This window comes from Caulobacter ginsengisoli (assembly GCF_030814835.1).
GTDB classification, from domain to species: domain Bacteria; phylum Pseudomonadota; class Alphaproteobacteria; order Caulobacterales; family Caulobacteraceae; genus Caulobacter; species Caulobacter ginsengisoli.
In genome coordinates this window covers 223,857-248,734 of sequence record NZ_JAUSVS010000004.1, presented here as the reverse complement: position 1 = coordinate 248,734, position 24,878 = coordinate 223,857, and the positions used below count along the sequence as shown (strand labels likewise).

At 69.8% G+C, this 24,878-nt stretch carries 26 protein-coding genes and 1 pseudogene; 10 read left to right on the top strand and 17 right to left on the bottom strand.

The window, feature by feature from the left end; all coding sequences use genetic code 11:
• Nucleotides 1-24: 24 nt before the first annotated feature.
• Nucleotides 25-819, bottom strand: a complete 795-nt coding sequence (locus QO010_RS12875) for an AraC family transcriptional regulator (protein WP_307349708.1) — start codon at nucleotides 817-819, stop codon at nucleotides 25-27.
• A 95-nt stretch (nucleotides 820-914) separates the two neighbouring features.
• On the opposite strand from QO010_RS12875, the gene QO010_RS12870 reads away from it, so the two are divergent.
• Nucleotides 915-2,192 (top strand): hypothetical protein, encoded by a 1,278-nt coding sequence (locus tag QO010_RS12870; protein ID WP_307349706.1) that lies wholly within the window; start codon nucleotides 915-917, stop codon nucleotides 2,190-2,192.
• On the opposite strand, the gene tadA is transcribed toward QO010_RS12870, so the two are convergent.
• A complete protein-coding gene (gene tadA / locus QO010_RS12865) occupies nucleotides 2,189-2,644 on the bottom strand; it encodes a tRNA adenosine(34) deaminase TadA (RefSeq protein WP_307349704.1) in 456 nt (151 codons plus the stop codon). The two genes, QO010_RS12870 and tadA, sit on opposite strands and share 4 nt — an antisense overlap.
• 70 nt (nucleotides 2,645-2,714) lie before the next feature.
• On the opposite strand from tadA, the gene QO010_RS12860 reads away from it, so the two are divergent.
• Nucleotides 2,715-3,776: a pseudouridine synthase gene (locus QO010_RS12860; RefSeq protein ID WP_307349702.1), complete on the top strand. Its 1,062-nt coding sequence runs from the start codon at nucleotides 2,715-2,717 to the stop codon at nucleotides 3,774-3,776.
• Here the strand turns inward: QO010_RS12860 and QO010_RS12855 are convergent.
• The 5 genes and pseudogenes from QO010_RS12855 to QO010_RS12835 all read right to left on the bottom strand — a co-directional run.
• Nucleotides 3,736-4,353, bottom strand: a pseudogene (locus tag QO010_RS12855) (enoyl-CoA hydratase/isomerase family protein); the annotation flags it as partial. The gene QO010_RS12860 and the pseudogene QO010_RS12855 overlap by 41 nt on opposite strands.
• A gap of 71 nt (nucleotides 4,354-4,424) precedes the next feature.
• Nucleotides 4,425-5,090: a CDP-alcohol phosphatidyltransferase family protein gene (locus QO010_RS12850; RefSeq protein WP_307349701.1), complete on the bottom strand. Its 666-nt coding sequence runs from the start codon at nucleotides 5,088-5,090 to the stop codon at nucleotides 4,425-4,427.
• Nucleotides 5,087-5,479: a hypothetical protein gene (locus QO010_RS12845; protein WP_307349699.1), complete on the bottom strand. Its 393-nt coding sequence runs from the start codon at nucleotides 5,477-5,479 to the stop codon at nucleotides 5,087-5,089. The genes QO010_RS12850 and QO010_RS12845 overlap by 4 nt, the downstream gene beginning before the upstream one ends.
• A gap of 63 nt (nucleotides 5,480-5,542) precedes the next feature.
• Nucleotides 5,543-6,358: a sterol desaturase family protein gene (locus QO010_RS12840; protein ID WP_307349698.1), complete on the bottom strand. Its 816-nt coding sequence runs from the start codon at nucleotides 6,356-6,358 to the stop codon at nucleotides 5,543-5,545.
• Nucleotides 6,359-6,456: 98 nt separating this feature from the next.
• Nucleotides 6,457-7,503, bottom strand: coding sequence for a helix-turn-helix domain-containing protein (locus QO010_RS12835; RefSeq protein WP_307349696.1), 1,047 nt, complete (start codon nucleotides 7,501-7,503; stop codon nucleotides 6,457-6,459).
• Between the two features lie 132 nt (nucleotides 7,504-7,635).
• Here QO010_RS12835 and QO010_RS12830 point away from each other — a divergent pair, with 132 nt between their 5' ends.
• Together QO010_RS12830 and QO010_RS12825 are read left to right on the top strand one after the other, a co-directional pair.
• Nucleotides 7,636-8,610 carry a phosphatidate cytidylyltransferase gene (locus QO010_RS12830; RefSeq protein ID WP_307349695.1) on the top strand — a complete coding sequence of 325 codons (975 nt, stop codon included), beginning with the start codon at nucleotides 7,636-7,638 and terminating at the stop codon, nucleotides 8,608-8,610.
• Nucleotides 8,611-9,252 (top strand): lysophospholipid acyltransferase family protein, encoded by a 642-nt coding sequence (locus QO010_RS12825; RefSeq protein WP_307349693.1) that lies wholly within the window; start codon nucleotides 8,611-8,613, stop codon nucleotides 9,250-9,252.
• Here the strand turns inward: QO010_RS12825 and QO010_RS12820 are convergent.
• On the bottom strand, nucleotides 9,185-10,216 hold the full coding sequence (locus QO010_RS12820) for a CPBP family intramembrane glutamic endopeptidase (protein WP_307349691.1): 1,032 nt from the start codon (nucleotides 10,214-10,216) through the stop codon (nucleotides 9,185-9,187). The genes QO010_RS12825 and QO010_RS12820 overlap by 68 nt on opposite strands.
• A gap of 109 nt (nucleotides 10,217-10,325) precedes the next feature.
• On the opposite strand from QO010_RS12820, the gene QO010_RS12815 reads away from it, so the two are divergent.
• Both QO010_RS12815 and rsmD read left to right on the top strand, forming a co-directional pair.
• On the top strand, nucleotides 10,326-10,973 hold the full coding sequence (locus QO010_RS12815; protein WP_307349689.1) for a TMEM175 family protein: 648 nt from the start codon (nucleotides 10,326-10,328) through the stop codon (nucleotides 10,971-10,973).
• A gap of 2 nt (nucleotides 10,974-10,975) precedes the next feature.
• On the top strand, nucleotides 10,976-11,551 hold the full coding sequence (gene rsmD, locus QO010_RS12810; protein ID WP_307349688.1) for a 16S rRNA (guanine(966)-N(2))-methyltransferase RsmD: 576 nt from the start codon (nucleotides 10,976-10,978) through the stop codon (nucleotides 11,549-11,551).
• Here rsmD and QO010_RS12805 read toward each other — a convergent pair.
• The 3 genes from QO010_RS12805 to QO010_RS12795 form a co-directional block, all read right to left on the bottom strand.
• Complete coding sequence (locus QO010_RS12805; protein WP_307349687.1) at nucleotides 11,534-11,809, bottom strand: YjhX family toxin; 276 nt, start codon at nucleotides 11,807-11,809, stop codon at nucleotides 11,534-11,536. The genes rsmD and QO010_RS12805 overlap by 18 nt on opposite strands.
• A gap of 148 nt (nucleotides 11,810-11,957) precedes the next feature.
• The gene (locus tag QO010_RS12800; RefSeq protein WP_307349685.1) at nucleotides 11,958-12,332 is read right to left on the bottom strand and encodes a VOC family protein; all 375 of its coding nucleotides are present in this window, start codon (nucleotides 12,330-12,332) and stop codon (nucleotides 11,958-11,960) included.
• Nucleotides 12,333-12,462: 130 nt separating this feature from the next.
• A complete protein-coding gene (locus QO010_RS12795; protein ID WP_307349683.1) occupies nucleotides 12,463-12,867 on the bottom strand; it encodes a VOC family protein in 405 nt (134 codons plus the stop codon).
• An 84-nt stretch (nucleotides 12,868-12,951) separates the two neighbouring features.
• Here QO010_RS12795 and QO010_RS12790 point away from each other — a divergent pair, with 84 nt between their 5' ends.
• Nucleotides 12,952-13,755: a MerR family transcriptional regulator gene (locus QO010_RS12790; protein WP_307349681.1), complete on the top strand. Its 804-nt coding sequence runs from the start codon at nucleotides 12,952-12,954 to the stop codon at nucleotides 13,753-13,755.
• A gap of 3 nt (nucleotides 13,756-13,758) precedes the next feature.
• On the opposite strand, the gene mutL is transcribed toward QO010_RS12790, so the two are convergent.
• From mutL to QO010_RS12765, 5 genes are all read right to left on the bottom strand, one after another.
• Nucleotides 13,759-15,585 carry a DNA mismatch repair endonuclease MutL gene (gene mutL / locus QO010_RS12785; protein ID WP_307349679.1) on the bottom strand — a complete coding sequence of 609 codons (1,827 nt, stop codon included), beginning with the start codon at nucleotides 15,583-15,585 and terminating at the stop codon, nucleotides 13,759-13,761.
• 106 nt (nucleotides 15,586-15,691) lie between these two features.
• Nucleotides 15,692-16,258 (bottom strand): DUF3035 domain-containing protein, encoded by a 567-nt coding sequence (locus tag QO010_RS12780; protein WP_307349677.1) that lies wholly within the window; start codon nucleotides 16,256-16,258, stop codon nucleotides 15,692-15,694.
• Between the two features lie 119 nt (nucleotides 16,259-16,377).
• Nucleotides 16,378-16,959, bottom strand: coding sequence for a signal peptidase II (lspA, locus tag QO010_RS12775; protein ID WP_307349675.1), 582 nt, complete (start codon nucleotides 16,957-16,959; stop codon nucleotides 16,378-16,380).
• The gene (gene ileS / locus QO010_RS12770) at nucleotides 16,956-19,883 is read right to left on the bottom strand and encodes an isoleucine--tRNA ligase (RefSeq protein ID WP_307349673.1); all 2,928 of its coding nucleotides are present in this window, start codon (nucleotides 19,881-19,883) and stop codon (nucleotides 16,956-16,958) included. The genes lspA and ileS overlap by 4 nt, the downstream gene beginning before the upstream one ends.
• Nucleotides 19,884-20,039: 156 nt before the next feature.
• Nucleotides 20,040-20,627: a TetR/AcrR family transcriptional regulator gene (locus tag QO010_RS12765; protein WP_307349671.1), complete on the bottom strand. Its 588-nt coding sequence runs from the start codon at nucleotides 20,625-20,627 to the stop codon at nucleotides 20,040-20,042.
• A gap of 79 nt (nucleotides 20,628-20,706) precedes the next feature.
• Between QO010_RS12765 and QO010_RS12760 the strand changes: the two genes are divergently transcribed.
• The 3 genes from QO010_RS12760 to QO010_RS12750 all read left to right on the top strand — a co-directional run bounded on the left by QO010_RS12760 (nucleotide 20,707) and on the right by QO010_RS12750 (nucleotide 23,678).
• Entirely contained in the window at nucleotides 20,707-21,069 is a 363-nt protein-coding gene (locus QO010_RS12760; RefSeq protein ID WP_307349669.1) for a nuclear transport factor 2 family protein, read from the top strand.
• Between the two features lie 202 nt (nucleotides 21,070-21,271).
• Nucleotides 21,272-21,961, top strand: coding sequence for a polyamine aminopropyltransferase (locus tag QO010_RS12755; RefSeq protein WP_307349667.1), 690 nt, complete (start codon nucleotides 21,272-21,274; stop codon nucleotides 21,959-21,961).
• Between the two features lie 85 nt (nucleotides 21,962-22,046).
• Complete coding sequence (locus tag QO010_RS12750) at nucleotides 22,047-23,678, top strand: SulP family inorganic anion transporter (protein ID WP_307349665.1); 1,632 nt, start codon at nucleotides 22,047-22,049, stop codon at nucleotides 23,676-23,678.
• Here the strand turns inward: QO010_RS12750 and QO010_RS12745 are convergent.
• The gene (locus QO010_RS12745) at nucleotides 23,675-24,745 is read right to left on the bottom strand and encodes a S1C family serine protease (RefSeq protein ID WP_307349663.1); all 1,071 of its coding nucleotides are present in this window, start codon (nucleotides 24,743-24,745) and stop codon (nucleotides 23,675-23,677) included. The two genes, QO010_RS12750 and QO010_RS12745, sit on opposite strands and share 4 nt — an antisense overlap.
• Between the last annotated feature and the right edge of the window lie 133 nt (nucleotides 24,746-24,878).

The window sequence follows — 24,878 nt, the reverse complement described above, 5'->3', positions numbered from 1 at the left end:
GGTTTCCGGTGACGACCCATCCGATCACGTCTCGGCGCGGCTGGCTTGTATCGAAACGACAGCCTTCGACGTGGTTGGCGCCAGACTCGCGGACAGACCCGCCCGCTGGCGCAGGAACTGGCCAGGCGTGCAGCCCAGGAACCGGCGAAAGTCGCGGACCAGCTGGGGATGGTCGAAATAGCCGACCGCGTGGGCGGCTTCGGTCCAGGTCCCCGAGGCGGCCTCGGAAAGGGCGTCGAACACCCGGCGAAACCGCAGGATGGCGGCCAGCTTGCGGGGCGGGACGCCAACCTGGCGGGCGAAGCGGCGCTGCAGGTCGCGCGAGGCCGGCGGGGTTCGCTTGTCTGCCAGGGCCTCGACGATGGCCTCGATGTCCGGGTCCGGCGGACCGGCCAGCCGCGCGGCGACGTGATCCTGGATGCGGGTCAGTCGGTCGGCCTCGCCAAGCCCCGCCAGGCCCTCGGCCAGATCGGGATCGAGCGGGACGCGGCGGTCGGTGAAGTCCGACAGCGGCCGACCCAGATAGGCCAGGGCCCCGGCGGGCCGGAACCGCACCCCGATCACCCCCGCCGGGCCGTCGCTGCGCAGGACCAGGGGCCGGGTCAGCTGGCCGGCGAAGACGACCGGCGCCTGACGCGTGAAGTCGCCATCCGAACCCGCCTCCAGATAGGGCCGGCCGTAATGGACGATCAGTTCGGGCCGGCCGTCCGGGACAATGCGCTGGTCCTCGTCCGAGTCCGAACCTTCGAACAACCACAGGCGGTGGACATGGGCCGCCAGGTCGGACCGCGGGACGAACTCGGCGTAGCGCTGAGCCATTGCGGCTCGCCTCCTCAAATTCAGGCGACCTTTTGCCGCGCAAAACCGTTCCAGGCATGAGTTATCCGCTAACTACAACCTGCGATCCTGGCCGCATGACCGCCATAGCCTGTTTGAAAATCTTTATCGGCGCCAATGTTCGCGAGGCCAACCAGGCGACCCTGGCCGGCCTGGTGACCAAGGTGGCGGGCGCCTTTCTGGAGACGCGCTGGCGCTGGCCGCGGCGATGGGGCGAGGTCGCCCCCTTTACCTTCGTCATCGCCGATCCCCGCACAACCCGGCTGGACGGCCACGAGGTGACCAGCCTGGCCGAGGAACTGCATTTCAAGCTGTTCGGCCAGGGCACCGACGGCGATGTGCGCCTGCTGATGTTCGAGGGCGAACCCGATGCGGTGATGCGCTTCGCCGCCCAGGATCCGGCCGCCCTGGCGGAATATCTTGATCACGCCGGACCGGTCGAGGGTCTGGAAGGCCGCCTGCTGCGGGTGACCGCCGACGGGGTCTATGCCCTGGCCCCGGCCCACGAGGTCGGCGCCGTCCCGCCGCCCTCACTCCCGACCTCGCTCCCGCCCACCTCGCAAGCGACGCCGACAGCCTCGCCGCCGCCGGCCCGCACCGTTCCCGAGTCGGACTGGGAGGCGACCTTCCGGGGCGTCTATTCGACCCGCAACGCCACCTTTGTCGGCGGCGTCGTCCAGGCCGGACGCCGCGACGGTTCGGTTCGCTCCAGCCTGGTCGACGGGCCGTCCTGCATGCCCGATGGCGACGCCGAAGCCTTCGACGAGGCCTGCATCAACGAAACCGTCGCCGCCCTGGCCGTTTCGGAGCCGTCGGGCGTGCTGTTCGTGCCGATGGCCTATCAGGCGATCATCCATCGAGGACAGCGGCAGACGCGGGAGACCTGGCTGCACCGGCTGCCACAGGCGGCCCGGCCCCGGCTGGCGGTGACCGTCTACGACACGCCCCGCGATCCGCCCTATACCGCCATCGTTCAGATCCAGACCCTGCTGCGGCCCTTCTTCGCCTTCATCGATCTGCAGACCACCGATCCGGACTTCCAGATCGACAAGCTGGCCAACGAGGCGGTCAACAGCGTCACCCTGGCCCTGCCCGACGCCGACGATCCGGTGCGGGTGGCCGTCGCCCAGCGTTTCCTGCGCAACCGCGAGGCCTACAAGCGGCGGCGAATCTGGCCGGCCCTGACCAATGTCCGCACCGCCCGTGAGATCGACAGCTTCGTGAACGCCGGCATTCCGTTCCTGTCGGGCATGGGGATCGCCGAGCCGGTCCAAACGCCGGTGACGGCGACGCCCTGGCCGAAGATCTCGCTGCCGATGACCGACAACCCCGAACCGGCGCGGCGGCGGGGTTAACGCCGCCGGGCCTTGAAGAAGGCCTTGAGCAGCGCCGCCCCCTCCTCCGCCAGCACCCCGCCCGTCACCTCCGGCCGCCAGTGGCAGGTCGGCTGCTCGAAGAAGCGCGGGCCGTGCAGCACCGCTCCCCCCTTGGGGTCCTCGGCCCCGAACACCAGCCGGCCGATGCGGCCATGGCTGATCGCGCCGGCGCACATGGCGCAGGGCTCCAGGGTGACGGCCAGGGTCAGGCCGGTGAGCCGATAGTTGCCGAGTTTCGCGGCCGCCGCCCGCATGGCGACGATCTCGGCGTGGGCGGTGGGGTCGTGGGCGCCGATAGGTCCGTTGCCGGCGGAGGCGACGACCTGGCCGGACGCCGGGTCGAACAGCACCGCCCCGACCGGGGTCTCTCCCCGGGCGGCCGCGCCCTCGGCCTCCATCAGGGCCAGCCGCATCAGCTCTTCGTCGGTCATGTTCGTCTGTGCTAGGAGAAGACCAAGCCCGTCGTGAGACGGCCTGATCCTCATGAAGGGAGCGCCAAGCATGGCCGCCAATCGACCGCCCCACAACCAGCCGCCGGCCGAAACCGACCGCGTCGCCAAGGTGCTGGCCCGGGCCGGGGTCGCCTCGCGCCGCGAGATCGAGCGGCTGATCGAGGCCGGCCGGGTCGCCGTCAACGGCACGGTGCTGACCACGCCCGCGGTGAAGATCGAGCCCGGCGACATCGTCACCGTCGATGGCGAGGTGATCGCCGACGCCGAGCCGACCCGTCTGTTCCGCTATCACAAGCCTGTCGGCCTGTTGACCGCCCACGTCGATCCCAAGGGCCGGCCGACGGTGTTCCAGGCCCTGCCGCCGGGCCTGCCCCGGCTGATCTCCATCGGCCGTCTGGACCTCAATTCCGAGGGCCTGCTGCTGCTGACCAACGACGGGGGCCTCGCCCGCCAGCTGGAGATGCCGTCGAACGGCTGGATCCGCCGCTACCGGGCCCGGGCCTTCGGCTCGACCACCCAGGAGATTCTCGACAAGCTGAAGGACGGCGTCACCGTCGAGGGGGTCCATTACGGCGCCATCGAGGCCAAGCTCGACAAGGCCAGCGGCCGCAATGTCTGGATCACCGTCACGCTCAGCGAAGGCAAGAACCGCGAGGTCCGCCGGGTGCTGGAGTCCATCGGCCTGAAGGTCAACCGGCTGATCCGCGTCTCCTACGGCCCCTTCGCCCTGGCCGAGATGACCTCCGGCGGCGTCGAGGAGGTCGGCCCCCGGGTGATCCGCGAACTGCTGAGCGAGCATATCGCCCCGGCCAATATGCCCAAGGGCGACAAGGTGGCCTTCAAGCCCTTCTCGCCGGGCCCCTCGCGCCGCGATCCGACCGTCGCGGCGGCGGCGCGCAAGGCGGCCGCGCCCAAGGAAGAGGTCAAGAAGGTCTACAAGGCCGGCTGGGCCAAGCCGAAGAAGAAGGTCAGACCTGCTGGATGGAAACCGCCGGAGAAGAAGCCGCGCGCAGAGCGTCCTGAGCGGAGCGCGTCTTCAGCACCTCCACGAACGAGCGCCGCTCGTCCGCCAGCCCGTCCGACAAAGGGCGGTCCAAAGCGGCGCGGGTAAGCCGCTTGGCGGCGGCGACGCCCTCCGCCCCCTTCACCGCGAATTCGGCGGCGATCTCCAGGGCGCGGGCCAGCGGGTCGGGGGCGACCTCGTGCACCAGTCCCATCTCGCCGGCCTCCGCGCCGCTGACCGTGCGGCCGCGCAGGATGAACTCCAGCGCTCTCGCCTCGCCGATCACCCGGGGCAACCGCTGGGTGCCGCCACCACCGGGGAAGATGCCGATACGGGTCTCAGGCAGGCCGATGGCCTCGACGTCTGGCGCGGCCACCCGCAGGTCGCAGGCCAGCGAAATCTCGAACCCACCGCCCATGCACAGGCCATTGATCGCCGCGATCACCGGCTTGGGCGCGGCGGCGATCAGGTCGACCAGGTCGGCGAAGCCGGGTCCGCTGGGCGCGGGGGCGACCAGCGGCACGACGCCGTGCAGGACGTCGCTGATGTCGGCCAGCTCGCCCACGTCATAATGGCGGATGAAGACGCCCGGCAGGCCGCCGGTCAGGACGACGGCGCGGACCGTGTCGTCCTCGACGGCCGCCTTCATCGCCGCATAGGTCTGGGCGGCCCCGGCGGCGGTCATCGTGCCGCGCGGCGGGTTGGCGTAGGTGATGACGGCGGCGGCGGCGCGGCGCTCGGACTTGACCAGGTCGCTCATGATTTTTCCTTCAGCCGCCGGGCCAGGGTGCGGGTGCGGCGCGCCGCGGTCCAGACGGTTCCGATCGCGATGACCGCCAAGCCGATGGCCAGGCTCTCGCCGGACCAGCCCCATAGCGGCTCGAGGGCGGCCACCACGCAGGTGACGGTCAGGGCGAACATCCGGTGCGGCTTGGCCATCGGCCCGCTGAAGTCGGCGGGAAAGCCCAGCCCTCGGCCCAGCTCACGGACATAGGCGGTCAGCACCGCCAGCACCGCACACGCCCAGCCCAGCGCCACGCCGGCCGACACCCCCGCGTCGGCCGCCGCATAGCCCGCGGCGACCAGGAAGAAGGCGTCGGCGATCCGGTCGGGCAGCTCGTTCCAGATCGGCCCGGCCGGCGATCCGCGGCCATGCTCGACCGCCACCATGCCGTCCAGCATGTTGGCCAGCAGGCGAAGCTGCACGCAGGTCGCCGCCACGATCAGGCAGATGGCGCGAAAGGCCCCCTCGCTGACCCCGCTGGCCAGGAAGAACCCCGCCCCGGTGACGGCGAAGGCGATGCTGGTCGCCGAGATCAGGTCGGGGCTGGCCCCGGCCTTGCCGAGCGAGGCGGCCAGCGCCTGGGCCCAGCCGGCGCCCCGGATCTTCAGCGGCCGTCGGTTTTCTGGCGTGTCGCTCATGCGGCGCTCCGATCCCGCACCAGGCGGGCGTTGTAGACGATGGCGTAGAGGGTCGACATGGTCCACGGGAAGGCGATGGTGCGGACCAGCTCAGGCGTGCCGATCAGCTTATGGACCAGCACCAGCAAGGCCAGGATCGAGCCGGCGGTGATGGCCGGCGGGACGGCATAGGCCAGGGCGCCCGACATTTTTCCATCGAGCATTTCCAGCGTCTTCTTGAGGATGCCGGTCAGCAGGCCCGAGATGGTTCCCTGGGCCAGGGCGGGCAGCCAGGCCTTGTCCAGGCCGTGGCCGCTGTTGGCGAAGAACGCCCAGCCGCCCATCAGCAGAAACCCGACCGCGATATGGACCAGGCTGGATCGGGCCAGGGTCTGCAGGGCTGGCGGCATGCGAAATCCCCGACACGGTTGCGCCGGGGAGAGTCGCGGGGCGGCACGGCAGGGTCAAGGGGCTCACACCCCGGCCAGCACCTCGCGGGAGGGACGCCGCACCACCTGGGCGAACCGGGCGTGGTATTCCGGATGCTCGGTGCCCATCCAGCGATCCCACCAGGTGAAATAGAGGCCATAGTTCCAACCGGCCTGGGAATGGTGCAGGTCGTGATGGGTGACGGTGGTCATCCAGTCGAACAGCGGGCGGCCCTGGCGGGTGGCCGGGAACAGCTCGTAGCCGCTGTGGCCCAGCACGTTGCGGGCGATCTGGTGCAGCATGAACAGGCCGAACGCCATCCAGGACACCGGGACCAGCAGCAGCCAGATCACCGTGAAGCTGGCCATCACCGCCGCCTCGCGCAGGTCGAAGCTGTAGGCGGTGAACGGGGTCGGGTTGTGGGACTTGTGATGCCGGCGGTGGAACTTCCGGAACAGCCTGGGGTGATGCATCAGCCGGTGGGCCCAGTAGAAATAGGCGTCATGGGCGACCACGGTCAGGGCGAACGAGACGATCACCCACAGCGGCGCGCTGCTCTCGCGGATCGCCGTCCACCACATGACGCCGGCCCGCTCCAGGCCCAGGGTCGCCAGGCTGACCGTCGAGAACACCGCCACCGAGCGCACCGATACGAACAGCTCGACCAGCATCTGTTTGGCCGGCGGGCTGTCGGGCCGGATTTTCCGGTTCTTCAGAACCGGGGCGAGGATGACGCAGATCACCAGCCAGGCCAGCGGCGCGGCCAGGATGTAGCGGGTCAGGTCGTGCTGGATTCCCATCAGCCAGTGCAGGCCGACATCGGCCAGGATGGGAACAAGGGTGGCGGGGTCGAAAGCCATGGTGGTCTCCGTTGCGTTGGAGACAGGCTGACTGGACCGGCGGCCTGGCGCTTCCGTGGGTCAAAAGCGGCCGCGCGATTTCGAAATCGGCGAAGCTTTTACGAATCCGGCGAGGCGGCCAGCGCCTGGACCCGCCAGGCTGATGGGGTCTCGCCGGTGGCCTCCTTGAAGGCGCGGTTGAATGGCCCCAGCGAGGCGTAGCCCAGGTCGAAGGCCAGGGCCGAGATCGAGGCCCGGGCGTTGGCGGGGTCGGCCAGGGCCGTCCGGGCCGCCTCGATGCGGCGGGCGTTGAGGTAGTCGGCGAAGTTGCGATAGCCGAGCGCACCGTTGATCAGCCGGCGCAGGCGGTGCTCGGGAACCCCGACCTCGGCGGCGACCTGGCCGATGGTCAGCCCCTCGCGCCGCCAGGCCTGGCCCTCGCCCATCAGCGCCTCGAGCCGGGCCAGCGCCGGGCGGTCCTGGGGTTCGACCGGCTCAGGCGCGGTGGCGCGGCGCTGGGCTTCGAACAGGCCCGGACTGCCCTGCAAAAAGGCCCAGGCGGCAGCCAGGCAGAGCGGGACCAGCACCACGGCCTGCAGGAAGATGGCCCAGCCAAGGTGGCGGTTCAGGAGGGTCTCGGCGCCCTGCTGGATGGAGATGCCGATACAGAACAGGGTGATGGCCAGCAGCATGGGGCCGCGCAGCGCCCGCCGCGCCTCCACCAGGTCGCCGCCCCGACCGCGCCAGATGACCAGCAGCACATGACCGGCCAGGCCCAGCTGCATGAGGTTGAACACCAGCCAGACGCCGGGCGCGATGGCGGGCGGGGCGAAGGTCGCCAGGAACCCGATGCCGGTCATGACCACGGCCGGGATCCAGCGCTCCCAGGTCACCGGCCGGTCCTCGAACAGGGTTATGGCGAACAGCCAGAAATAGCCGAGCCCGCCCTGGGCCACGATCCAGACCGGAATATGGAGGGGGCCCAGCACTGAGGTCTCGGGCCCGCCCGAATGCACGGCGAAGGCCGCCGCCGACACGCAGAACAGCGCCCCCGTCCAGCGGGCCGGATGGCGCCGGCCGCTGCGCAGCAACCCCGCCCCGGTGGCCAGACTGGCCCCGGCGGCGACGCCGCGCAGCAGGACTTCAAGGGTCTGAGGGTCGTTCATCCAGCCTCCCGCCGAGGGAGGCAACCTGACATTCCCGTGCGCGGGCGTCGACAGGCTTGACCCACAACCGGCAGTCGGCAAGCTGCCCCCGCATCGGCCGACCCTTCGGGGCCGTCCCTTTGGGGGGGCGACTTGGACGTCATCGACAAGGCATTGGCCTGGCTGCTGAGCCATCCCTCCAACCTGCTGTGGGGCCTGGCCGGCGTGGTCGGGCTCTGCACCCTGGGCGCCATCGCCGGGATGATCCTGCCGCTGGTCCAGCCGGCCAAGGATCACACCAACCTGCGCGAGCGGGTCGCCAGCTGGTGGGTGATGATCGCCCTGCTGGCCGGCGCCCTGCTGATCGGCTGGCCGGCGGTGGTGATCCTGTTCGCCATCGTCAGCTTCATCGCCCTGCGCGAGTTTCTGTCCCTGGCCCCGACCCGGCGCGAGGACCGGCTGATCATCCTGGCCGCCTACCTGACCATCCCGCTCAGCTACTTCTTCATCATCATCGACCGCTACGGCATCTATCTGGTGTTCGTGCCGGTCTACTGCTTCCTGGTCACGCCCTTCCTGATGGCCTGCATGGGCCAGACGCGGAACTATCTGGCGGCGGTCGCCATGTTCCACTGGGGGCTGATGACCTGCGTCTACAACGTCGGTTACGCCGCCTTCCTGATGCGCGCCACCAGCGCCGAGATCATGCCGGCCGGGCCGGCGGGGCTGGTCTTCATGCTGCTGGTCGCCACCGAGTTCAACGATGTGGCCCAGTATGTCTGGGGCAAGCTGTTCGGCCGCCGCAAGATCACCCCCACCGTCAGCCCCAACAAGACCTGGGAGGGCTTCATTGGCGGCTGGGTCTCGACCGCCGCCCTGATCTGGTTCGTCGGGCCTTTGTTCCTGCCGGTGCAGGGCGGGGCCCTGGCCACTATCGCCGTCACCCTGCCCCTGGCGGGGTTCGCCGGCGACGTGACCATGAGCGCCATCAAGCGCGACCTGGGGGTCAAGGACACCAGCCACCTGATCCCCGGTCACGGCGGGGTGCTGGACCGCATCGACAGCCTGACCTTCACCGCGCCGCTGTTCTTCCACCTGCTGGCCTTCTTCACGGTGGGGCGGTTCTAGATGAAGTTCCTGCGGTTCCTGCTGCTGCTGCTGGTCGCCCGGCCGATCGCCCGGTTCCTGACCGGCGCCGACGTGACAGGAAGGAAGTTGCTGCCGCTCAAGGGCCCGGCCATCGTAGCGGCCAACCACAACAGCCATATCGACACCCTGCTGCTGCTGACCATCTTCCCCTCGCGGGCCATGCTGCGAATCCGGCCGGCGGCGGCCAGCGACTATTTCCTCAAGGACCCGGTGATCGGCTGGTTCTCGCGCAACCTGATCGGCATCGTGCCGGTGGCCCGCGACCGGGTCGGCACCGGCGAGGACATCCTGGCCCCGGCGAGAGAGGCCCTGGCGGCCGGCGACATCATCGTGGTCTTCCCGGAGGGCACGCGGGGCGACGCCAGCGACGAGATGGCCCGGCTGAAGAGCGGCGTGGCCCGGCTGGCGGAGGCCTTCCCCGACGCGCCGGTGACCCCGGTCTGGATCCAGGGCGCCGGCCGGGTGCTGCCCAAGGGGGAGCATATCCCGGTGCCGATGAACTGCGCGGTTCTGGTCGGCGAGCCCCTCCACTGGGAGGGCCACCGCACGGCCTTCATGGATGGGCTTCGGGAGTCTCTTCTGGCTCTGAAGGCCCAGGCGCCGCCGTTGCGCTGGGGGTGAGGCCGGCCCAGGCGGCCAGCCGCCGCCAGCGGGCGAGGACTTCGACGGCGGCCAGCAGGGTCAGGCTGGCGGCCACGTCCAGCCCGGCCTCCAGGGCCGTCGAGTGGGGCGCATCGCCCTCCTGGAAGGTGCTGAAGAACAGGCTCAGCAGGATGTTGTTGGCCGCGTGTGCGCCCACGGCGAACTCCAGCCCGCCCAATCGCAGCGCCGCATAGCTCCAGACGATGCCCGAAACGGCGCGCCCGACATTGTGGCCCATGTCGCCATCGAGATGCAGGGCCGAGAAGATCACCGCATTGACCAGCAGGATGGCCGGCAGGCTGCGGGTGAAGGCCGCCGTCTGCTGCAACAGCCAGCCGCGGCACAGCAGTTCCTCGAATAGGGCCGCGACCGGCAGCAGAGTCAGGCAGATCAGCAGATAGATCAGCTTGAGCAGCAGGGCCTCGGGCCGCAGCAGGGGCGACGGCAGGTTCCGACTGCCAGGCAGCATGGCGGCCAGAACGTCGAACAGCCCGAGCACCAGCCCGGCCACCGCCAGTCCGGCCAGGAACAGCCGCCAGCGGATCCGGCCGGCCCCGGTGATCCAGGTCAGCATGGGCCGGCCCATGGTCAGCCGCAGGGTCAGCAGCAGGGCCAGGGTCATGGCCGCGGTCGTCAGGGCGAACTGCATCAGGCCCAGACCTCCGCAGGCCAGGCTGGAATCAACGAAGCAGCGGCTGTAGGGCAGCTCCGAACTCTTCATCATGTCGCCGGCCAGGCCCAGTCGGACCGCCTGCCCACCGAGCTGGGTGGCCAGCCACGCGCCGGCCTGCGCCGAGCCGACGCCGGCGACGAGGGCGGTCACCGCGAACACCACCGGCGCGATGGCCACGCGCCAGAGCATGCGGTCCCTGGGCCCCAGCACCGCCAGGAAGGCGGGCGGCTCGATCAGGCGCAGAAAACGGTCGGTGCGAAGCGCGGTCATCCCCGTCGCACAATCGTCCGGATTCGTATCACCGCGATAGTGCTGGCGGGACACGCTTGCAGGAAGGCCGCGAACTGGGCGAACTAGCCGCAGGCTGGGGAGCAAACGGATGTCGATGGATCTGCTGGAGGGTCACGCCAAGGGCGTGAAGGACTATGGGCTGGAGCGGCTGATCATGCTCTCCGACGGGGTGTTCGCCATCGCCATCACCCTGCTGGCCCTGGAGATTCGGCCGCCGGAGAAGTGGGACTTCACCTTCATCGGCCTGATCGAGGCCGACGCCGGCGAACTGATCGCCTATGTGTCGTCCTTCTTCCTCATCGCCATCTACTGGGCCAGCCACCGGCGGACCTTCCAGCGGTTCCGGCGGTCGGACGGCGTCCTCACCGCCATCAACTTCGTGCTGCTGGGCCTGATCACCCTGATGCCCTTCGCCAACCGCGTGCTGGCCGAGGCGCGGCTGCAGGGCGACACCTTCATGATGTATATGGGGCTGGTCACCGCTGTCGGGGTCAGCAACGCGGCGCTATGGGGCTACGCGGCCTTCATCGGCGACATCCTGCACGAAAAACTGAGCCTGGCCCTGAAGATCACCATCCTGCTGGTGCTGCTGCTGGTGCCCTCGACCATGGCGGCGGCCGGCCTGATGGCCAGCAACCCGAAAAACTGGTGGGTGGTGTTGCTGCTGATCGGATTCAGCCTCTCGATCGCCTTCGTTCGCCGGCGCATGGAGCCGAAGAAGCCCGGGAAGGCCTGAGCTTGCGCATCGTCGGCGGACAGTTTCGGGGCCGCAGCCTGGCCGCCCCGCCCGGCCAGGGGACGCGGCCGACCTCGGACCGGGCCCGGCAGGCGATGTTCAACATCCTGGAGCACGCGTCCTGGGCCCGCGACCTGCATGGCGCGCGGGCGCTCGACCTGTTCGCGGGTTCCGGCGCGCTGGGCTTCGAGGCCATCTCGCGGGGCGCGGCCTTCTGCCTGTTCGTCGAGACCGATGACGCCGCCCGCGGGGCGATCCGCGAGAGCATCGAGGGTTTCGGCCTGTTCGGCGCCACCCGCATCCATCGCCGCGACGCCACGGACCTGGGCCCCCGCCCCGGCAGCGCCGGCCCGCCCTTCGACCTGGCCTTCCTCGACCCGCCCTACGCCAAAGGCCTGGCGGAAAAGGCCCTGGCCGAGCTGGTCGCCCATGACTGGCTGGTCCCGGGGGCCATCGTTGTGGTCGAGCGCGGGGCGGCCGAGGCCGACATTCATCCGGACGGCTATGAGGTGCTGGACGCCCGCGACTATGGCGCCGCGCGCGTCCACTTCCTGAGACGGTTACCAGGCTCGGACTGAGACCCGGTTGTCGTGCTGCGAGCGCAGGGCCAGCAGGCCCTCGCGGTTGATGCGATAGGGCTGGCCGCCCTGGCTGGAGATCAGCCGCCGGCGCTTGAGGGCGCGGAAGACGGCCAGGGTGCAGTCGGTCAGCACCCAGCCCTCGCGGGTCAGGCATTCGGCGTGGGTCAGTTGGCCGGCGTCGTCGCGGATCAGGACAATGCACCCGCCCTGGGCGAGCGCGTGCAGCGTACGCTGCTGCGGTTTGGGGATGTTCACTGGAGGAAGGTCCGTATCGAGGCGTGACAGGTCGCGCTCCCGCGGGCGGCGGGAGCCGGTGGTCAGGGGGCCTCAAGCGGTTGGCTTAGGCCCCGGCCTCGATGGCAAGGGGTAGCATGGACACCTCGGTTGGAGCCCGACTCTTAGCTCAGGCGCAGGGGCTGAGACAACCACGCCAGACGGCCTCGATCAGATTGCCGTCGGGGTCCATCAGCCGGACCGCGTAGTGGCCCGGATGAAATCCGGCATCCTCCGGCGAGGCGTTGCTGCGGCCGCCCGCCGCCAGGCCCGCCTGCTGGAAGCGGTCGACCATCTCCGGGTCGGCGGCGTTGAAGGCCAGGTGGACATGGCCGGTCCGCTCGCCGGCGTCGATCCACAGCTGGTCGGCGAAGAAGAAGTCCTCGCCCTCGACGACCGGCACGCCCAGGGCGCCCATCACCGCGCGGTAGAAACGCTTGGCGGCCGCCACGTCGCGGGTGTGGATATGCAGACGGTCGATCAAGCCGGAACGACGGAACGGCATGGGCGGACATCACTGAAAAGGGAGCCTCGCCCCCGGCGGACCTAACACCGGTATGCGGCGTTCCGCCGCACCCACGCCATACTGAGCCGACCCGGCGCGGGTTCAAGTTACGAACTCTTCATTCTGCCCCTCAGCCCGGCCCGGCGCTGATCTCGACGCTCTCGGCCGAGCGATGGGAGGGGCCGTGGAACACCGCCTCGATATTGTTGCCGTCCGGATCGAGCAGGAAGGCGGCGTAGTAGCCCGGATGATAGCTGCGCTCGCCGGGCGGGCCGTTGTCGCGGCCGCCGGCGGCCAGGCCCGCCTGATGGAAGCGCTGGACGGTCTCGTGGTCCGCCGCCTGGAAGGCCAGGTGGACGCGGCTGGGCTGCTCGCCGACATCGACCCAGAGCTCGTCGGCCAGGAAATGGTCGGGGGCGTCGGTCATCGGCACGCCCACGGCGTCCAGCACCGCCTGATAGAATCGCCGGGCGGCGTCGAGGTCTTTGGTGCGCAGATGGATATGGTCGATCAGACGACCGCGTTGGACCAGCATGGGTAGCTCCCGTTGATCGGGGCGGAACGCCTCGGCGCCGCCCACGGTTTCACCCCACTTGACCCTCACACCGCGTGAGGCCTGATGAGACGTCCATTCGGCGAGGATACGGATGTGAGCAGGCTCTACACGGTCAAGCAGATGGCGCGGCTTTCGGGCGTTTCGGTCCGGGCGCTGCACCATTACGACCAGATCGGCCTGCTCAAGCCCGCCAGCGTCGGGGAGAACGGCTATCGCTACTACGGGCGGGAGGAGCTGCTGCGGCTGCAGCAGATCCTGCTGCACCGTGAACTGGACCTGCCGCTGGGCGAGATCGCCGCGGTCCTGGACGCGCCCGGCTTCGACCGGCTGGCCGCCCTGCGCACGCATCGTGATCGGCTGGCGGCCAAGGCCGAGCGCTATCGCACCCTCCTCAAGACCCTGGACGACACCCTCGCCGCCCTCGAAGGAGAGCAGACGATGGACGACAAGGACCTTTACGCGGGCTTCGCGCCCGGGAAACAGGCGGAATACGAGGCTTGGCTGATCGACCGCCACGGCGAGCCGATGCGCGAGCGGATCGACGCGGCCAAGACGAAGATGAAGGGTCTTGGCAAGGCCGGTTTCGAGGCCCTGATGGCCGAGGCCGGCGCCATCGAGCAGGCCATGGCCAAGGCCCTGGCCGACGGCCTGCCGGCCGATTGCGAGACGGTGCGGGCCCTGATGCGCCGCCACCGCGACTGGATCGCCGCCAGCTGGAACCGGCCGCCGACGGCGGAAGCCTTCGCTGGGTTGGCCGGGCTGTATCTGGAACATCCGGACTTCAGGGCGCGCTACGAGGCGGTGCGGCCTGGGCTGACGGAGTATCTGGCCGAGGCGATGCGGCGGTTCGCGGAGGCGGAGATGTAGGGGCTAGCGCCGCCCGAACAGCCGCTCGATATCCGCCAGCTTCAGCTCGACATAGGTCGGCCGCCCGTGGTTGCACTGGCCGGAATGGGGGGTGACCTCCATCTCGCGCAGCAGGGCGTTCATCTCGGCGGCGGTGAGGCGGCGGCCGGCCCGGACCGAGCCATGGCAGGCCATGGTCGAACAGACCTCCTCCAGCCGCTCCTTCAGCGCCAGGGCGTCGCCGCCTTCCGAAAGGTCGTCGGCGATGTCGCGGATCAGGCCCGCCGCATCGGTGTCGCCCAGCAGGGCCGGGGTCTCGCGCACCAGCACCGCGCCCGGCCCGAAGGCCTCGATGACCAGGCCCAGGGCCGCCAGCTCCTCGGCCTTGGCCACCACCCGCTCGGCCTCGGCCGGGTCGAGATCGACCACCTCGGGCAGCAGCAACGCCTGGCGCATCACCCCGCCGGCGGCCATCTCGCCCTTCATCCGTTCATAGACCAGCCGCTCATGGGCGGCGTGCTGGTCGACCACGACGATGCCGTCGCGGGTCTGGGCGACGATGTAGGTCTCATGCACCTGGGCCCGGGCGGCGCCGAGCGGATAGTCGACGGGGTCGATCACCGTGGCCGAAGCCGGTTCGGGGGTCTCGTACTCGACCCGGGCCGTGGCCTCGGCCATGCCGGGCAGGCTGTAGCTCGGCTGGCTGCGGGTCGGGGTCCAGCCGCCGGACTGCCAGGCGGAAAAGCCGGCGGGCGATGGCCCCGACGGCGGCGGGAAACTCTGCGCCCGGAACCCCGCCAGGGCCGAGGCGGCGACGGTGGTCGAGGCGCGGTGGCCTGCCCCGGCCAGGGCGTGGCGCAGGGCCCCGACGATCAGGCCGCGCACCAGGCTGGGGTCGCGGAAGCGCACCTCGGCCTTGGCCGGGTGGACGTTGACGTCGACCATCTGCGGGTCGAGTTCGAGATAGAGGGCCGCCGCCGGGTGACGGTCCCTTGCCAGATAGTCGGCATAGGCCCCGCGCAGCGCCCCTTGCAGCAGGCGGTCGCGCACCGGCCGGCCGTTGACGAACAGATACTGGTGGCCGGCGTTGCCGCGGTTATAGGTCGGCAGGCCGGCAAACCCGGTCAGCCGCACCCCGTCCCGCTCCTGGTCGATCAGCAGGGCATTGTCCTGGAACTCGCGGCCCAGCACCGCCGCCAGCCGGGCCAGGCGGCCATCGGCGCCGGGATGCTCGGCGGACAGGCGCAACGCCCGGCGGCCGTCGATGTCGAGGGTGAAGGCGACGGCCTCGTGGGCCATGGCCTGGCGCTTGACCTCCTCGGCGATGGCCATCTGCTCGGCCCGCTCGGACTTCATGAACTTCAGCCGGGCGGGGGTGGCGTAGAACAGGTCCCGCACCTCGACCCGCGCCCCGTGCGGCCCGGCGAAGGCGGCCGGCCCGACCTCGCCCATGGCTCCGCCCTCGACCAGGATGGCGTGGGCGTTGCCGCCGGCCTTGGGGCGGCTTGAGATGGAGAGGCGCGCCACCGAACCGATCGACGGCAAGGCCTCGCCGCGGAAGCCCATGGTCGAGATGTGCAGCAGGTCCCAGGTCCCGTCCTCGGCCGGCGCCAGTTTCGAGGTCGCATGCCGCTCGACCGCCAGCAGCAGGTCGTCGGCCGACAGCCCCTGGCCGTCATCGGCCACCAGGATGCGGGTCAGCCCCCCGCCGTCGGCCTCGATCTCGACCCGGGTCGCCCCGGCGTCCAGGGCGTTCTCGACCAGCTCCTTGACCGCGCTGGCCGGCCGCTCGACCACCTCGCCGGCGGCGATGCGGTTGACGGTCTCCGGGGGCAGGCGGCGGATGGGCATGGGACCTATTTAGGCCGAGTCAGGGCGGGAACCCAGGGCCCCAACGGAAAAGGGCGCGGATGATCCCGCGCCCTTGCCGTCGTTTCGATATCGAAGCGCCGAGGTTCTAGAGACCCGGCAGCTTCACGAACCCGCCCTTGTCGCGGGTGATGATGATGGCCTTGCCGCCGGTCAGTTCCTTGAGGCGGGCCTCTTCGCCGGCGGCGTCGAGCGGGGTCATGGCGATGCCGCCCCCGGCCTGGGCCACGGCGGCCTGGTGGGTTTCCTGCTTGTCCTTGCGCCAGAACATCACCGTGTCGGCGAAGCCCTTGTCCTTGTGGGCGATGTCGCCGAACTCGTCGTCGACGACATAGCGGATCAGCGGGTCGGACTTGTCGACGCCGGCCCGGGCGACCAGCAGCTTTTCGCCGTCCGAACGCTGCACGGCGTCGGCCTGGGCCAGCACGGTGGCGCGGGCGGCGCTGTCGGGCTGCAATTCCGAGGGCTTGGCCTCGCCCGGCGCCGGCGGGCGCAGGCTATAGTCGGGCGGCACGACCAGGGGCGCCTTGGTGACCACGCGGAACTCGTCGGGGGTGACCTTGGCCATGCCCAGCGCCTTGGACGTCGACTGGCAACCACCAAGACCGGCGGCGGCGAGCAACGCGACAGCGGCGATGACGTGGGTGGACTTCATGAGTTAACGCTCCAGCGGCCGCCCCCGGCCAATTTCAGGCAATCTCGATACGCCAAACCAGCGCGGGCGCCAACAGGCTGGAATGTCGCCCTTCAGCAAGGCGCTTTTTAGGCGTCTGGTCAGGCCTTCTGGCGCATGGCCAGTTCGCTGCGCACCGCATCCAGGACCAGCAGCACGATGCCGATGCTGAGCGCGCTGTCGGCGACGTTGAACACCCAGGGAAAGCCCAGCCGGGTGACATCGATGAAATCGGCCACCGCGCCCAGCCGGATGCGGTCGATGAAGTTGCCCAGCGCCCCGCCCATGATCAGCCCGACCGCGGCGGCCAGCAGCGGCCGCTCGACCTTGCGGGCCCAGCTGGCCAGCACCGCGGCGACGGCCAGGGCGAACCCGGCCAGCACCCAGCGCATCCAGGGATAGTCCAGGCGCAGCAGGCCAAAGCTGATGCCGTTGTTCCAGACCATGCTCAGATGGATGGGGCCCAGCAGCGGCACCGAGCCCAGGGCCGGCAGGTGGAAGGAATCGACGATCCACAGCTTGACCAACTGGTCGACCACGATGGTCGCCAGGGCCAGGGCATAGATGGCCGGGGCCAGCTGCCGGCGCTCCGGCAGGGGCGCGGCCGCGGCGGCGTTGGCCTCCGAGAGATGGGGCAGCTCCGGCTCGGCCGGAGTCGGATCGATGTCGAAATGGTCGCTCAAGCCACGGTCTCCTGGCCGGCGCCGGCATGGCGGGCGTCCCACCATGCCACGGCGTCGGCGTCGCGCAAGGAAAGGTCGGGATAGCGTGAGTCGCCGCCGACCTCCGGCAGGATGCGCCAGGACCGCGCGCACTTGCGCCCCTGCGCCTTATGCGGCTCAACGGCCACGCCCTTGACCTCGTCCTGGCGGAAGGCCCCGGCGGGCCCCTCGCCGGCCAGCAGGGTGGCCTGGCTGGTGCGGAAGAACTCGGCCGGATCCAGCCCTTCGAAGGCAGCCAGCAGGTCGGCGTCGGCGATGTGCACGACCGGCGCGGCCTCCAGCGCCCCGCCGATCCGCTTCTCCCGGCGCTCGATCTCCAGCGCGCCGGTGACGACGCCGATGACCTTCAGCACCTTCTCCCAGCGCCCGGCCGCCGCTTCGTCGCGCCAGTCGGCCGGGGTCTCAGGGAACACCCGCAGGCAGTTGGAGCCGGCCTCGGGGAAGCGGGTCAGCCAGGCCTCCTCCATGGTAAAGGGGGTCAGGGGGGCCAGCCAGATGGTCAGCCGCTCGAAGACCAGGTCCAGGACCGTGCGATAGGCCCGACGCTTTAGACTGTCAGGCCGGTCGCAATAGAGGCAATCCTTGCGCACGTCGAAGAAGAAGGTCGACAGATCCGCCTGGCAGAAGTCGAGGATGGGCTTGAGCGCCTCCTGGAAGGCGTAGGTCTCGTAGGCGTGGCGCACCTGGACATCCAGCACCGCCAGGCGGTGCAGGATATGCCGCTCCAGGGCCGGCATGTCGGCGAAGGCCACCCGCTCGGCGTCATCGAAATCGGCCAGGGCGCCCAGCAGATATCGAACCGTATTTCTAAGCTTGCGGTACGCGTCGGTGGTGGTGGCCAGGATGGTCTTGCCGATCCGCTGGTCCTCGGAATAGTCGACCACCGCGGCCCAGAGGCGCAGAATCTCGGCCCCGCTCTCCTTGATGATGGTCTGGGGCTCGATCGTGTTGCCGATCGACTTGGACATCTTCTGGCCCTGCTCGTCCATGGTGAAGCCATGGGTGACCAGCGCCTTGTAGGAGGGCCGGCCGCGCGAGCCGCAGCTCTCCAGCAGCGAGGACTGGAACCAGCCGCGGTGCTGGTCCGAGCCCTCCAGGCAGACATCGGCCGGCCAATGGCTGTTGGGGCGGTTCTCCAGGGTGAAAGCGTGGGTCGAGCCGGAGTCGAACCAGACATCGAGGATGTCCTCGATCTTTTCGTAGCGCTCGGGATCGTGGTTGCCCAGGAAGTCGCCGGACGGCCGGGTGAACCAGGCGTCGGCGCCCTCGGCCCGGATCAGGGTGACGATGCGCTCGTTGACGTCCGCATCGTGCAGCGGCTGACCGGTTTCCTTGTCGACGAACATCGCCAGCGGCGCGCCCCAGGCGCGTTGCCGGCTGATCAGCCAGTCGGGCCGGCTCTCGACCATGCCGCGGATGCGGTTGCGGCCGGCGTCGGGATAGAAGGCGGTCGACTCGATCCCCTCCAGCGCCGTTTCGCGCAGGGTGCGGCCGGCGTGGGCGGCGTCCTCCAGCGGCTCGTCCATGCGGATGAACCACTGCGGGGTGTTGCGAAAGATCACCGGGGCCTTGGACCGCCAGCTGTGCGGATAGCTGTGCTCCAGCCGCCCCCGGGCCAGCAGATTGCCGGCCTCGATCAGCTTGTCCATCACCGCCGGATTGGCCGGGCCGAACTTGCCGACCTTCTTGCCCTCGGTCTCCAGCACCTTGAGGCCTGCGAACAGGGCGACATGCGGGTAGTAGGCGCCGTCCGGATCGACCGTCTCGGGGATCTCGCGATGGCCGTGGGCCAGCCAGACCACATAGTCGTCCTGGCCATGGCCGGGGGCGGTGTGGACAAAGCCGGTGCCGGCGTCGTCGGTGACATGGTCGCCGGACAGCATGGGGACGGCGAAGCCGTAATAGCTGTCGAGGTTGGCCAGCGGATGGGCCAGCTCCATGCCCGAGCAGTCGATGGTGTCGACGCCCTTGAACTTCGCCACCTTGGCGGCGGCGAAGACATCGGCGGCCAGCTTCTCGGCCAGGATGAAGCGCTCGCCCACCTTGGCCCAGGGGGCGAATTCCAGCCCCTCTTCCAGCGCCTCGACCTCATAGACCGCATAGGCGATGTCGGGATTGTAGGAGACCGCCCGGTTGGCGGGGATGGTCCAGGGCGTGGTCGTCCAGATCACCACCGAGGCGCCGTCGGCGACGTCCGGGCCTTCGACGACCGGGAACTTCACCCAGACGGTGGGGCTGTTGTGGTCGTGGTACTCGACCTCGGCGTCGGCCAGGGCGGTGCGCTCGACCGGGCTCCACATCACCGGCTTGGAGCCGCGGTAGAGCTGGTTGGAGGCCACGAAGCGGTGGAACTCGGCGACGATGGCCGCCTCGCTCGTATAGTCCATGGTCGAGTAGCGGTTTTCCCAGTCGGCCAGCACGCCCAGGCGCCTAAACTCGCGGCCCTGCTCCTCGATCCAGTGGGCGGCATAGGCGCGGCACTCGGCGCGGAACTCGCCGACCGGCACGTCGTCCTTGCGCCGGCCCTTGGCGCGGTAGGCCTCCTCGATCTTCCACTCGATCGGCAGGCCGTGGCAGTCCCAGCCGGGCACGAAGTCGACGTCGTAGCCCAGCGCGAACCGCGAGCGGCCGATGAAGTCCTTGAGGATCTTGTTGAGCGAATGGCCGATATGGATCGGGCCGTTGGCGTAGGGCGGGCCGTCGTGGAAGACGAACAGCGGGGCGCCGTCAGCCTGCCGCTTGGCGCGGATGGCGTTGTAGAGGTCAGCCTCGGCCCACTTGGCCAGGATCTCCGGCTCCTTGGTGGGCAGGCCGCCCCGCATGGGGAACGGGGTTTCGGGAAGAAAGACGGTGTCGCGGTAGTCGCGGGCTGCGTCGTCGGCCATGGCGTTATCATCCGGCTCGGTAAAAGGTGCGGGCTCAAAAAGACCCGGCGCATGCGGGAGCAAACCCGGCTCTACGCCGGGCGGATAATTCGCGAGATTTTCCGCATCGAGACCATGGCGGGGGCTGTAGCAGAGCCTTGCCGCCTGGGGAAGGCGTCAGGCCTTGCGCAGCCCCTGCAACAGGCCACGCAGCGCCTCGACATGGGCCAGGCCCGTGGCGATCGGGTCCTCGGCGGCGGCGCAGGCGACGGCGGCCTCGGTCACCGCGCCGGCCAGCAGCCGGCCCAGTGGCTCCACCGGCTGCTCGGCCATCAAGCCATCGCGCATGGCCGACTTGAGCGAGGCCGGGATCATGCCGCCGAAATGCTGGGCGTCGATCTCGCGCCAGCGCTGCCAGCCCAGCACGGCGGGCCCGTCGCGCAGGATGATGCGGGCGAAGGCCGGGTCGGCGCAGGCGCGGAAATAGGCCTCGGTCCCGACGACGATGGAGTCCAGTTCGTCCGACGCGGTCATCGCCGCCTTGATCACCGGCCCGATCAGGCTGCGCGAGGCGGCCTCGAACACCGCCTCGAACACCGCCTCCTTGGAGGGGAAGTGATGATAGACAGCCCCCTTGGCCACCCCCGCCGCCCGGGCGATGTCGTCCACCGAGGTCGCGGCAAAGCCGGCGTCGGCGAACAGGGCGCCCGCCGCGGCCAGGATCGCCCCCCGCGTCGCCTCCCGTCTCTGCGCCTGAGTCGCCATGCCCTGCTCCTAGCACAGGATGGACAGACCGACCGAAGGCCGGTAAATACCGACCTGAAGTCGGTATTTGGAGTCCGCCATGCCCAGCCCCGCTACCCTCAAGGCCTTCATTGCCGAAGTCGAAGCCGGCCGCTTCGTCGAGGCCATGGAGGCCTTCTACGCCGACCACGCCACCATGCGCGAAAACCTCGCCCCGCCCCGGGTTGGCCTGGCCAACCTGATCGAGCACGAACGCAAGAGCCTGACCCGCTCCCATTCGGTGGTCGGCCGCCTGGTCGGCCCGGTCCTGCACGACGGCGACCATGTCGCGGCCCAGTGGCATTGGACCTTCGCCGGTATCGATGGGAAGACCCGGACGCTGGAGGAGGTAGCCTGGCAACGCTGGGAGGGCGAACGGATCGTCGAGGAGCGGTTCTTCTACGACCCGGCCCAGATGGCGTGATCGGAAGAGCCAGCAATTTCGGTGACAGTTTACTTTATTCGCCCTGAGCCCCCTCCGGCGGCCAGCGAGCCACGGGAGCGAATAAAGTAAACTGTCACCGAAATAACGCCGCTGCCGCGCCAGCCGATAGGACTGGGCGTGGGCGGCCGCACGCACGGTCCCTCGGATTAGGCGCCCCCTGAAATTCGGCCTAGGCTGGCCCATGAGCCGGCTGTTCGAAGAGATCGACTATCGCCAGACCCCGATGGGGCCGATCTCGCTGCGGCGGCGGCATATCCTCTCCATAGAGACCGACGTCTATGAGGTGCTGCTCGGCGACGAGCACCTGATGTCCAGCCTGTTCACGGCCGGTGAGATCGCCCTGGCGACGCTCGGCCTGGCCGCCGCGCCGGATCGGCCGCTGCGCATTCTCGTGGGCGGTCTGGGGCTGGGCTACACGGCCAAGGCGGCCCTGGACGATCCGCGCGCCGCCTCGGTGGTGGTGGTCGACGCCATGGAGGCCGTCGTCGACTGGCACCGGCAAGGGCTGGTCCCGCTCGGCGCCGAGCTCAGCGCCGATCCGCGTTGCAAATTCCAGCTGGGCGACTTCTTCGCCCTCGACCTGGAGCCCGCCAGCCTGGATGTCATCCTGCTGGACATCGACCACTCCCCCCGCAGCCTGCTCAACCCGGCCCATGCCCGGTTCTATTCGGCGGCGGGCCTGCAAGGCATGGGGGCCGCCCTGACCCCCGGCGGCGTGTTCGCCCTGTGGTCGGACGAGGGGCCGGACGCCGATTTCATGGTCCTGATGGCCCAGGTTTTCCTCGATCCCAGCGCCCAGGTGGTGACCTTCGACAATCCCCTGACCGGCGGCTCGTCCAGCTGCACCATCTATGTGGGTAAGGTCGCCTGAGCGCGACGGAAAGACCCCTTGCCCGACATGGTCTTACGGCGCGAAGCTTGCCCGACCGGTCGATCCGGCCGATTCGGATTCCGCGATGACCGACCTGCCCTCCCCCGCCGCTCCGCCCACGAGGGCGCGAGCCAGCCTGGTTCCCAAGCTCTACACCACCCTGACCACCGGCTACGGCTGGGGTCCCTTCCGCACCGACCTGCTGGCCGGGCTGACGGTGGCCATCGTCGCCCTGCCGCTGGCCATGGCCCTGGCCATCGCCTCGGGCGCCACGCCGGACAAGGGGTTGATCACCGTGGTGATCGCCGGCTTCTTGATCTCGGCCCTGGGCGGCAGCCGGGTGCAGATCGGCGGGCCGACCGGCGCCTTCGTGGTGGTGGTGTTCAACGTCATCCAGCAGCACGGCTATGACGGCCTGATCCTGGCCACGCTGATGGCCGGCGCCATTCTGGCCGTGGCGGGTTGGACCAGGCTGGGCGGCTATATCCGCTATGTGCCCGAGCCGGTGGTCACCGGCTTCACGGCCGGCATCGCGGTGATCATCTTCTCCAGCCAGGTCCGCGACCTGCTGGGCCTGAGCATGACCGGCGTCCCCGCCGACTTCTTCGACAAATGGGCGGCCTTCTGGGCTGCGCGGGACAGCCTGACCCCCTGGGCGGTGGGATTGTCGGCCGGATGCCTCCTGGCCATCGTGCTGTTTCGGCGGTTTGCGCCGCGGCTGCCGGGCTTCCTGATCGTCGTCGCCGGCGCTTCGGTCATCGCGGCCCTGGCCCAGCTGCCGGTCGAAACCATCGGCTCGCGCTTCGGCGAGCTGTCAGCCGCCCTGCCCGCCCCCCACCTGCCGGCGATCAGCCTGGCGCGGCTGCGGGAGCTGGCCCCCAGCGCCCTGACCATCGCCTTCCTGGCCGGGGTCGAGAGCCTGCTGTCGGCGGTGGTGGCCGACGGCATGATCGGCACCCGCCACCGCTCCAACGCCGAGCTGGTGGCCCAGGGCGCGGCCAATTTCGCCTCGGCCCTGTTCGGCGGCCTGCCCGCCACCGGGGCCATCGCCCGCACCGCCACCAACGTCCGCTCCGGCGGCCGCTCGCCGGTCGCCGGCATGGCCCACGCCGTCTTCGTGCTGGTCTTCATGCTGGTCGCCGGCCACTGGATGACCTTCGTGCCCTTGGCGAGCCTAGCCGCCATCCTGGTGCTGGTGGCCTGGAACATGAGCGAGATTCCGCGCTTCCGCCGCCTGCTCCGCGCCCCGATGGGCGACCGGGTGGTGCTGCTGGCCAGCTTCCTGCTGACCGTGACGGTCGACCTGACGGTGGCCATAGCCGTGGGGGTGGTGCTGGCGGCGGTGGTGTTCATGCACCGCATGGCCGAGCTGGCCGGGGTCGAGCAGGGCGTCTCGCTGGGCGGCCAGGAGGAAGAGGACGACCATGTCCTGGCCGAGCAGGCCGGCGAAACCCGCACCTATCGCCTGCGCGGGCCGCTGTTCTTCGGCGCCGCCTCGGGCCTGAGCGAGCTTCTGACGAGCCTGCTGGCCTCAGGCAGCGGACTGCCCAGGACCTTCCGGCTGGACATGACCGACGTGCCGCTGGTCGACGCCAGCGGAGTCGGGGTGCTGCGCGAGTTCACCGAGCGCTGCGAAAAGCACGGCGTGAAGGTTCGGCTGGAAAACACCCAGGCCCAGCCGGCGCGGGTACTGAAGGCGATGGGCGTCGAGGTCTAGCTCTTGCGCCGCGCCTTGGGCGTCACCGTAACGGTCATCAGCTTGCCGGCGCGGATGATGTCGAAGCGGGTCGGGCGGTCGATGCTGTGGTGGTCCAGCACCCGCAGCAGATCGTCCAGGCCGGTGATCGGCCTGCCGTCGGCCGCGACGATCAGGTCGCCCTCCGCCAGGCCCGCCTTGGCGGCCGGTCCGCCGGCCTCCAGCGCCGCGACCCAGATGCCGTAGGCCTGGTCCACGCCGGCCGCCCGGGCCATGGCCGGCGGGATCGGGGTCTGCTGGGCCACCAGGCCGATGGAGCCACGCCGCACATGGCCATGGGCCAGCAGCTCGGCCATCACGAAGGAGGCGGTGTTGGAGGCCACCGCAAAGCAGAGATTCTGAGCGCCGGAAATCACCGCTGTGGCGATCCCGACCACCTCGCCAGCCGAGTTGACGAGCGGTCCGCCACTGTTGCCGTAGTTGAGGGCCGCATCGGTCTGGATCAGGTCCTCGATCAGCCGGCCGCGCTCGCCGCGCAGGGAACGGCCCAGGGCCGAGACCACCCCGGTGGTCACCGTCGCCTCGAAACCCAGCGGCGCGCCGATGGCGATAACCAGCTGGCCCCGCCGCAGCTTCTTGGAATCGCCGAGCCTGGCGTGGGGCAGCTTCACCCCCTGTTCCAGCCGCAACAGGGCGATGTCGGTGTCAGGATCGTCCCCGACGATGCGGGCGGTCAGGGCCCGGCCCTCGGCGGTGATGACGACGAAACGTGTGAAACCCTGAGCCACGTGGCTGTTGGTCAGGATCAGGCCATCGGGCGAGGCCACGAAGCCGGAACCCTCGCCGATCAGGCTCTGGTCGGGGGTGATGGGCATGACCCGCACCACCGCCGGCCCGACGATCTCGACCGCCCGCACCACGGCGTTGGAATAGGCGTCCAGCAGGTCATGGTCGGTCGGTGGCCGGGGCGGCGCCTCATCGTGGGAATCGAAGACGAAGTTGGCCTCGGGCGGAAAGGACAGCGACGCGCTGCGCCGCCGAACGGGCCGGCGGGCCTTGGCGAAAGTCCGGTATTTGATGCCCTTCACGTCGGCCCCCGCCTGGATTGGTTAACAGGGAACACCGGGATGGGAGGGGCGGCAAGGGTCGGGGGCGAAGTTTCACCTCTCAGGGGAGAAGCCACCTCATAAGCTCCCTTCCTCCTCGATGGAGGAAGGGTTG